Source organism: Dendronalium phyllosphericum CENA369, assembly GCF_016056275.1.
Classification (GTDB): Bacteria; Cyanobacteriota; Cyanobacteriia; order Cyanobacteriales; family Nostocaceae; genus Dendronalium; species Dendronalium phyllosphericum.
The window spans coordinates 46,669-55,934 of the sequence record NZ_JAECZA010000018.1; the positions used below are offsets into that span (position 1 = coordinate 46,669).

A 9,266-nucleotide genomic window follows, 5' to 3' on the forward strand; every position below is an offset into this window, starting at 1 on the left:
AGCTGATTTACACTGGTTGATCTTGAACAACTGTATAAGGTTGTGGTTCGCGCAAGCGTTGGGCAATTTGTTCGCGGCGGTACTTTGCAAGTTCGCTGTAAAGCCTTTTACGAGAGAGATTTACACTGCCAACAGGTTCATGTTCTAGCAGTGTATGCCAAGGAGAAAATAACATACCCTCATCGAGACGTTTGCGTTCTTCAAAGTCAAATTTCTGACTGGGAATGCGGACAGTTGCAACTTTAATAAATGGTGAATCTGTTTCTTGCCATTCCTGAATATGGTTTTCAATTGGTGTTTTTTCATCATCTACATAAAACTGAATCAGGAAGTCAAAATAAGCTTCTTGTCCTTCTCCCGTCAAATATTTGACCATTGCTTCTCTCAGGTAGTTTTCTGATTCTGGAAGCGTTTCAGGAGGTTGTTCTGGCTGTTGAGATTTGACAGACAATTTGACAATTTTATCGCCAAATTTAAATGGAGCCATACTCCAATATTGAATCAAAAGTGGATTGCCTACCTTTTGGCTACCAATTTTTTGCAAAATTTCAAAGACGTAAGCAAGTTCCTCCATGCGTTCTGGGGTAAGTTGTCCGCTACCCGCTTTGGAGAGATCGGCGTAATCACGAACATTTTTGGCCAAGAAAATAGGATAATTGTTGAGGATAAAATCTTGAGTTTTTTCTTCGTCATCCAGCACTTTTTGCCCATCCACATTTATCACCTTAATGGCGATACCCCGGACATCAGGCTGGGTATCAGAGCGGAATTTACCACGTTTTTCCGGCGAACCACCACTAGAGAAACGAATCCATGCTGGATAAGTTTGAGGGGTTTTGAACAAACCTACTCTCAGTTCTTCGGGAAGGTTGGGTTCAATAATAAACTCTCCCCAAAGGAGGCCATGACTTTTGCTATGAATTTGCCGCAGGTCTGGGCCGTTTTGCTGCTGAACTTGCAGGCTACTTGCTATAATCTCATCGATTAGTGCTTCTTGGTTAGTGGTAGGTGAAACTGGATCGCTCATGGCAAATATTTGATGATGTGTCCTCATCATCCTCAACCTTTAGCCTTTTCCAGTCAAGCCAGTTTCACTAAAAACAGTTTTTAAAGGTTTATCCCAAGGTTCGATAGGTAATTGGGGCAAATAAGCTAAATCAAAGACAATGCCGATAGTTGGCTTGGCGAACCACTCCGGTGAATTAAGCAAGCGATCGTAATATCCGCCGCCATAACCCAGACGATATCCTTGATAATCGCAAGCAACACTGGGGACTAAAATTAAATCCACTTCTGCTGGATCTATGCTTGGCGCGTTTGCATGAGGTTCGCTAATTCCATAAGCACCAAATTGCAAAGTGTCGTTAGGTTCCCAGATATGCCAATGAAGGGATTTCCCTACGCAACGAGGAAATCCCCAACGGTATTTGGTGTTTGCAAATAGTGGACTGAGGTCAGGTTCTTGGCGAAAGCTGAAATAAGCAAGTATTGTTTTTGCTTGGGCGAATAAAACAGAAGTTTGCAGATGAGAGCAAATGCGATCGCTTTTTTCTCTCCAGTCTCGCACGGACATTGATTGTCGTGCTTTCAGCAGAGTCCGCCGTAGTTCTGCTTTTTGCTCTGCTTTTGGCACATCTTGCATAAGATCGCATTTGTGGTAATTAAGATGCAAGTCCCTTGGAAAAATCAGGCGTGAAGGTTAGCTTGTTCTTGCAACCACGGATCTACAGGTTGTCCATCTTTGCGACGCAATTCAATTTCTACTACCATCACTTCCTTAGAACCAGGAGGAGCGGGTTTTTTATTAAAAACAATGTCATAATCCATTGGATTATGATTGCGTTCTTTCAACCATTCCTGCACCTTGGTTGTAGCAAAGAATGATTGCCCTTGTTCAAACATCCGGGTAATCTGCATTTGCAGCGTGTAGGGATTTATGCGACCCATTTTTTTCTACCTTTATAAAGTAATTATTGGGGCAAACAAGATACCTGCTTTATATAATCTGATGTTAGTTGAGGTGTAGCAGTTTTGCCTACTGATGTGTCAAACCGAAAATTCTTGGTAGAGACTGACTGAAGAATCGTAGAAGAAGCAGGGAAATAAGACCAAACTGTTATTTTACCGTGGAAGTTCGGTAAACCTCATAACCGATAGTTCGTAATTAACCGTCAAGGTTAATCTATCTAAAGGCAAAGCCGAAAAAATTCCTGAGTACGGTAAACTGCAATACTATACTGATTAAATGTCCGTTAAAATCAAAGCTATAAAGTGAATTGAGGAGCCACACAGGATGCAAGGTACATACGATTATGATAAGCGTAAATTATTATCATCTCTGTGTCATGGGGCGATTTTCTTTAGTACAACATTGTTTTCGATTGGAGTTCCCATTGTAATTAACTTACTTACCGACGATCTTGTTGTTAAAAGTAACGCGAAAGAATCGATTAATTTTCACTTCAATGTTTGGTTCTGGGCAACTGTCATTGGAATCCCTCTTGGGATAATATCTTGGATAACTCTTGGTCTCGGCGGAATTTTGTTCTTTCCGGTTATTGCTTTAGGTTTTGCGTTGCATTGGGGACTGACAATTTGGGCAATTTTGCACTGTTTGAGCAATCCTGATGAACCGTTCCGTTATCCGTTTATTTTTCGAGTGTTCTAATTACGACTACTCAAAATAAAGTTGATTTTTAGAAAAGGGATTGAGACAAATCCCTTTTTTATTTATGATGCGATCGCTCTTTGCTGTAGGCTAGGTGAGAATCTAGGACAATTTTCATCGGATTTACGCCCCGATCCTAAAAATCAAAGTTTAGACAAGAGTGTGAGGTGTAAGCGAACAAAATCCTTACACCTCTATACCCTAACTACCATTAACCCAGTCGCAACAGACAATCTTTTTAATATTCTGGGACTGAGGGATCGACTTCTCGACTCCAAGCGGTAATTCCACCTTTAACATTTGTGCCAACAATCCCAGCTTCTTTGAGGATGCCAAGGGCTTTGGCAGACCGCCCGCCCATCTTACAATGAGCAATCAAGCGATGCCCATTGAGTATTTCTTTGACTTTAGCAACGCCATCCCCGTTTTCAATATCCGGTAAGGGCACTAATACCGAACCAGGAATCTGAGCGATGTCGTACTCATGAGGGTTGCGGACATCTAACAGCACAAAATCCTTTGCACCGCTATCTAGCAATTCCTTTAGTTCCTTAACAGTCATTTCCGCAATTTCCATCTGCTGTTTCGCCTCCTGTGCTTTAGCTTGTGGGATACCGCAGAACTGTTCGTAGTCTATCAGCTTTTCAATTGCTGGGCGGATGGGGTTAGGACGCAGCTTCAACTCGCGAAACTTCATGTTTAGGGCATCATATAACAATAGTCGCCCGCTCAAGGTATTACCTTGTTTGGTAATGATTTTGACAGTTTCTGTTGCTTGGATGACTCCAATAATTCCTGGCAAAATTCCCAATACGCCACCTTCGGCACAAGAAGGAACCATTCCTGGTGGCGGTGGTTCTGGGTACAAATCGCGGTAGTTAGGCCCGCCTTCGTAGTTAAATACTGTAGCTTGCCCTTCAAACCGGAAAATGGAACCGTAGACGTTGGGCTTATCTAGTAATACACAGGCATCGTTGACTAAATACCTTGTAGGGAAATTATCAGTACCATCGACAACGATATCGTAAGGCTTAATTATATCTAAGGCATTTTCGGAACTCAGGCGAGTTTCGTAGAGATCGACTTGGCAATAGGGGTTAATCTCGTGAATGCGGTTTTTTGCTGATTCAATCTTGGGTTTACCTACCCAGGATGTCCCGTGAATCACTTGGCGTTGAAGGTTGGAAGTATCGACAACATCAAAATCAACAATACCAATGCGTCCGATCCCGGCTGCTGCTAAATATAAAAGTAGTGGCGAACCTAGTCCACCCGTACCGATACAAAGCACGCTGGCTGCCTTGAGGCGTTTTTGTCCCTCCATACCGACTTCTGGCAAAATCAAGTGGCGGGAGTAGCGTTCGTAATCGTCCTTTGTTAACTGGATTTCGTCCAGATTGGGATTAAGCATAGAAGTTTGATTGTGGAACGGAGTATTAATCCTATCGAAAAACGATATCAGTGTTAATAACTTTTTGTAAGATGTTAATTTACGTTTTCAATTGATTCTAGTTGGAACTGATGATTGTTATCCAGACTCCAGCTTTTGAGTTCGCCGGCTTTACCGTTTTGAACGGAAACTATTATATACGAGTATCCTTGCCAGGCGTAGATCCGATCGCATTCTGAGGGAATAGCTGGATTGTCGGTGTGGGAGTGATAAATACCAATGATATTCAACGAGCGATCGCGTGCTTCTCTTTGTACTTGTAGCATGACTTGGGGTGCGATCGCATAGCGCTGTCTTTCACTATCCATGGCGTTCTCTTGAGAGAAATTAGCTGCTTCCGTACTCCAGGCATTTGCTGTTGGCATAACTTCTACCGCAGTTTTGCCCTCAATAGCCAGATAACCCAATATAATACCGCAACACTCATCTGGATAAGTACTTTCTGCATGAGTGCGGATATTTTGCAAGTGTTCTGGAAGGAGTTTAAGAACTGTATTATTCATGAGAAGTGAATCAAAGACGTTCGTTACCAGTTAAATAGCAATATTATTAGTGTGCGTTTAACGAGTAACATTTTGAGCAAATCTCGTAAAGCACTACTAACTTTAGTAAAAAAATTGCTTTTATTTTTCCAGTTGGGTGAGTTAATGAAAGTCCCTTAGCTATTAATAATCTGTTCTACTGAAACAGCAATATCTGGAAATGCAAGCGGTTGAATTGTTCCCGCCCTCAAGATGAGTTTTGTCCCATACTCTCCGTCTGAAATTTCTCGAAACACCACTAGATGTAGCTTTTGGAGATTGACAACCCAATATTCTAAAATACCTGCTTGGGCATAGATTTTGCTTTTTATCTCTAAATCTTTTTCTAAACTGGAGTTACCATACTCAATCAACCAAAAAATATTTTTTGGATAAGGATGATGCTCTCGATACTCGCGTCCTAAACGTTGGACAATGGCAATATCTGGTTCGGGTTCTGAGTCGTTGGGTAAGGTAATTGGTTTAGCATGACGAATTTTAGCGCGATCGCCCAATAACTTTGCGAGATACTCACCAGCTTCATCACTACAATAAGCATGGGGTTCCCCTTCTGGCGACATTTCTACGATTTCTCCTTGAAGTAGTTCGACTTGGCGATCGCTTAAAATGCCAGCGTCAATCATACGATGATATTCGTCAATCGTCCACTTCGCAACAATAACAGTCATGAGGATTGATTCCTCCCAATGATGCTTTATATTATCCGATTTTAGACACAAAACCTCTTGCATGAATCCGATTCTTTTCTCAGACTAGTAGCCCGATGGGATTAAAGTATCACACCCTCTAATTCTTCATCTGTCAACTCGAACAATTGGCGTAACTTGTCCAACTTTTCATCATCAGCTTGCCAAAAACCTCGCCCGTGGGCCTCTAACATTCTGCCAACAATATTGCGAAAAGCTTCCGGATTGGCTTTGCGTAATTTCTCTGCCATTTCGGCATCTAAAGCATAAGTATCAGCTGCTTGGTCGTATACCCAATCATCTTTAAAATCGGCTGTTCCACCCCAACCAATCAACGCCGTCATCCTTTGAGAAATTTCAAAAGCACCGCCAGAACCTTGATTTGCCATCGCTTGCGCCCATTTGGGATTTACTAATTTGGTGCGGTACTCCATCCGCAACAAATCATCTAAATTGCGGGGAGTGGTGTCTTTGGAGAAACTTTCGACAAAGCTAGTAGTTACCTTTTTACCGCGTTGTTTTTCTGCTGCTTTTTTTAAACCGCCAGTATTAGCATAATATTCTTGAATATCGGTTAAACCGTATTCTACCGAATCGATTTCTTGGACAATGCGATCGCTTGTTTTCAACAAAGTATTCAGCACTTCTGGTCTAGCTTGACCTTTATCTTGCCTACCATAGCTAAACACATTACGACTTTGCCAAGTATTGCCTAACTCATCACCAGATTCCCAATTTCCATCCACAACTTTGTCATTTACCAACGAACCAAAATCACCCGCAGGATTAGAAAACAATCTTGCAGATACATTCTCTACACCTTGGGCTTTTAAAACTAAAGCATGTTTTCTAATAAAATTTTGTTCTTCCGGTTCATCAGCATCAGCAGCCCGCTGAAACAAATCGTCCAATAATTCGATAATATTTACAAAACTATCTCGAAAAATCCCAGATAAATTTCCTAAAATATCAATGCGCGGATGTCCCACCTCTGCCAAGGGTTTTAATTCATAACGCACAATTCTCCCAGTCCCTTCCTTAACAGGTTCAGCCCCCACCAATTCCAACAAAATTCCTAAAGATTCACCCTTAGTTTTAATTGCATCTAATCCCCACAACAACACCGCCACAGTTTCCGGATAAGTTCCGTGTTCCTGCAAATGCTGAGAGATAATTTTTTGAGCAATTTCTTTTCCCCGTTCATACGCCGCAGGTGAAGGCATTCTGTAAGGATCTAAAGCATGAATATTCCTCCCCGTCGGCAAAACACCAGGGCCATCTCTTAACAAATCACCACCAGGTGCAGGCGGAATATACTCTCCATTCAACCCTCGCAATAGATTTGTCAACTCATCCGTAGTTTGCATCAATAAATCTGTAATTTGCTTTTCTTCCTCTTCGTGTCCTTCGCGCCTTGGTTCGTTTTCCTCTCCAAAATAAGCCTCCAAATACGCAGCCAACTCCTCCTCATTCGGTGCTTCACCCAAAGTATGCAACCCAGAAGAAAACAAACGATTTTCTAGAAGTTGTAGATATTCGTACAACTTCACCAGATAATCATCAAAAGCATGGGCGCTAAACATCCGAATATTTTCTGGAGTAAAAGGAATACCCAACTTTTTCGCATCCGCAAACGGACAATCGGCATCTAAACCAGTGTCCACAATCTTCTTGCAAATCGCTTCCTTCAGTGCATAATTTTTCTGTGGATCTTCTCGATATTCTGAGATTAAATCTCGCAGTGCCACTAGTTCCTTATACAAACCCGCACGACCGTAAGGCGGTACATTGTGAGAAATTAGTACGCCATAACCGCGACGTTTTGCCAACATTGATTCAGAAGGATTATTCGCTGCATATATGTAGAGATTAGGCAAATCTCCTAACAAAATATCCGACCAAGAATAACCCGTATTACCTAAAGGTGAACCGGGCAACCATTCCACAGTGCCGTGCATCCCGAAGTGAACCACAGCATCAGCATTATATTCATTTTGCAGCCATTTATAAAAAGCAGCATATTGCGGATGAGGAGTCAAATCTCGTTCAAACATTAACCGCATAGGGTCGCCTTGTATCCCCAAAGGTGGTTGTACGCCTATCCACACATTTCCTAACTGTACCCCACCAATTTGAAATTCATCGCCAGAGGTTTTAATCCCACTACCTGTCAGAGATTTCCATTGTTTTTCAATGCGGGAGGTGCGGAGATATCCTAACCATTTTTCGAGAGTGCGGGCGCTGACAGAAGCGGGGATATTTTCCGTGTTATCAAAACTAAAAGCTTCATCTGCTTGTTTTACTTGACGAATCAATTCTTCGCCATCATCAGAAAAATCGCCAACGGTATACCCTTGGCTTTTGAGTGCGTGAAGAAATTTCAAAAGACTGCGCGGTACATTCAATAATGCGGCTGTACCAACAGCACCGTATCCAGGAGGAAATCCGTACAAAATAATCGCAATTTTGCGTTCGGATACTGGCTTTTGCCGCAAATAAATCCAGCTTTTGACTCTACCAATTAATCGCTGCACTCGTTCGGGAACTAAATAAATCTTTTCGCCCACTAAACCGCCAAGGGGAATAGCATCAATTGCCCCATCTAGTTCCGGTAAAGCATACAACACCACACTTTGCAATCCACCGATACCTTGGCGCGTCCAAGAGTAAATGTCTTGAATTAGTAGTGGTGCTGCCACGATGTAGGGTACATTCTTAGCAGCAAGAATCCGCTTTGCTACTTCTACTTGACGACCTGCTTCCATTGAACCAGCCGGGCCGCCTACTAAAGGAAAGCCAATAGTCGAAACGATCGCATCTACTTTGACGGCTTCATCGGAAAGTGAAGGCGTTTCAATATTACCAATTTGTCGTTGCTGAATTTCATAATCGCTTGTCATCCAATCCCGTACCGCCACATGTCCTTCTACACCATTGATGAAGATGGGCAAAGGAATTAACCCAGCTTCCTCAAAACGGCGAATCAGTTGGGGAATGTATGGTTGTTTAGTGATGACATGTTTGCGGTAGAGGAGAATTCCGACAATGGGTGTTGTAGAGACGCGATTAATGAGCCAGCGCGTTGCGGGGGTTTCCCCCGTTGTAGCGACTGGCGTCGCGTCTCTACAATAGGTTTGATACCATTCCAAATATTCGCGGGGCGATTCAAAAAACCCTTGGTAGTCGGGATGGAGTAATCCCATGTTGGGGGTTTCAATTGGCGGGGGAATATCGCCAACTTTTAATTCTAAGTATTTTTCTGCTAGCGTCCAAAACAATGCTGCGACGTTTTCCGGGCCGCCAGCATTCCAGTAACCATAAATAATTAACCAATTGCGTAAGTCTTGGACTTTTTGCACTGGTACAAATTTCAGCAGTTTCGGGCCAATTTTTAAGAAGCTAATATAACCAGCTAATTTGTCTTCTTCGCGTCCATTGCTAAATTTATCGAGGATGAATTTAACTGGTTTAGGCATTCCTTTGGGTTTGTCGCCAATGGCAAAAGCACCCAGCTTGGTTAAACTCATCAATTCTAAAGCGGACTCAAACACCAGGCGGATGGGAATTTGAGCAATGCGATCGCGCAACCACAAAACTTGGTCATAATCAAATAGCAAGCTACCGAAAAATACGTCAGCGCCTTGGAGTGCTGCTTCTACCTCGCTGCTATTGCTGGTAATATTGCGATCGCTAAATACCCGAATATCTAAATCGGGACAGCGAGAGTTAGCCAAAAAAGCTGCTTTTCTATACAAGTCAGCGTTGAACGATTCAAATCCAGCAATCAAGACGATGCGTCTCATGTCTTTAAGCTAAAAAATATATCTTTATCTCGATCTTAAATCGGCTGCTGCGGTAAAACCTTAGTTGACTGTTAACCAAGCTCCGTTGGGGCGGGGTGTGGGGGGTAGGGTGTCGGG

At 42.6% G+C, this 9,266-nt stretch carries 8 protein-coding genes; 1 reads left to right on the forward strand and 7 read right to left on the reverse strand.

Features of this window, described 5'->3' with window-relative positions; all coding sequences use genetic code 11:
- Window positions 1–7: 7 nt before the first annotated feature.
- The 3 genes from I8752_RS07160 to I8752_RS07170 are packed head-to-tail and all read right to left on the reverse strand — an operon-like array spanning window position 8 to window position 1,947.
- Window positions 8–1,057: a catalase family protein gene (locus I8752_RS07160; protein ID WP_214431617.1), complete on the reverse strand. Its 1,050-nt coding sequence runs from the start codon at window positions 1,055–1,057 to the stop codon at window positions 8–10.
- A 9-nt stretch (window positions 1,058–1,066) separates the two neighbouring features.
- A complete protein-coding gene (locus I8752_RS07165) occupies window positions 1,067–1,642 on the reverse strand; it encodes a 5-formyltetrahydrofolate cyclo-ligase (RefSeq protein WP_214431618.1) in 576 nt (191 codons plus the stop codon).
- A 44-nt stretch (window positions 1,643–1,686) separates the two neighbouring features.
- Entirely contained in the window at window positions 1,687–1,947 is a 261-nt protein-coding gene (locus tag I8752_RS07170) for a hypothetical protein (protein ID WP_214431619.1), read from the reverse strand.
- Window positions 1,948–2,293: 346 nt separating this feature from the next.
- Here I8752_RS07170 and I8752_RS07175 point away from each other — a divergent pair, with 346 nt between their 5' ends.
- Window positions 2,294–2,668 (forward strand): DUF4870 domain-containing protein, encoded by a 375-nt coding sequence (locus I8752_RS07175; protein ID WP_214431620.1) that lies wholly within the window; start codon window positions 2,294–2,296, stop codon window positions 2,666–2,668.
- Between the two features lie 238 nt (window positions 2,669–2,906).
- On the opposite strand, the gene moeB is transcribed toward I8752_RS07175, so the two are convergent.
- The 4 genes from moeB to bchH all read right to left on the reverse strand — a co-directional run bounded on the left by moeB (window position 2,907) and on the right by bchH (window position 9,149).
- Window positions 2,907–4,079: a molybdopterin-synthase adenylyltransferase MoeB gene (gene moeB / locus I8752_RS07180; RefSeq protein WP_214431621.1), complete on the reverse strand. Its 1,173-nt coding sequence runs from the start codon at window positions 4,077–4,079 to the stop codon at window positions 2,907–2,909.
- 74 nt (window positions 4,080–4,153) lie between these two features.
- Complete coding sequence (locus I8752_RS07185; RefSeq protein WP_214431622.1) at window positions 4,154–4,621, reverse strand: Mov34/MPN/PAD-1 family protein; 468 nt, start codon at window positions 4,619–4,621, stop codon at window positions 4,154–4,156.
- 155 nt (window positions 4,622–4,776) lie between these two features.
- Window positions 4,777–5,328, reverse strand: a complete 552-nt coding sequence (locus tag I8752_RS07190; protein WP_214431623.1) for a Uma2 family endonuclease — start codon at window positions 5,326–5,328, stop codon at window positions 4,777–4,779.
- Between the two features lie 101 nt (window positions 5,329–5,429).
- Window positions 5,430–9,149, reverse strand: coding sequence for a magnesium chelatase subunit H (bchH, locus tag I8752_RS07195; RefSeq protein WP_214431624.1), 3,720 nt, complete (start codon window positions 9,147–9,149; stop codon window positions 5,430–5,432).
- Window positions 9,150–9,266 lie beyond the last annotated feature (117 nt).

Coding starts and splice junctions, on each gene's coding strand:
- I8752_RS07160 (WP_214431617.1), bottom strand. CDS start 1,057: ATGATGAGGACACATCATCAAATATTTGCCATGAGCGATCCAGTTTCA.
- I8752_RS07165 (WP_214431618.1), bottom strand. CDS start 1,642: ATGCAAGATGTGCCAAAAGCAGAGCAAAAAGCAGAACTACGGCGGACT.
- I8752_RS07170 (WP_214431619.1), bottom strand. CDS start 1,947: ATGGGTCGCATAAATCCCTACACGCTGCAAATGCAGATTACCCGGATG.
- I8752_RS07175 (WP_214431620.1), top strand. CDS start 2,294: ATGCAAGGTACATACGATTATGATAAGCGTAAATTATTATCATCTCTG.
- moeB (WP_214431621.1), bottom strand. CDS start 4,079: ATGCTTAATCCCAATCTGGACGAAATCCAGTTAACAAAGGACGATTAC.
- I8752_RS07185 (WP_214431622.1), bottom strand. CDS start 4,621: ATGAATAATACAGTTCTTAAACTCCTTCCAGAACACTTGCAAAATATC.
- I8752_RS07190 (WP_214431623.1), bottom strand. CDS start 5,328: ATGACTGTTATTGTTGCGAAGTGGACGATTGACGAATATCATCGTATG.
- bchH (WP_214431624.1), bottom strand. CDS start 9,149: ATGAGACGCATCGTCTTGATTGCTGGATTTGAATCGTTCAACGCTGAC.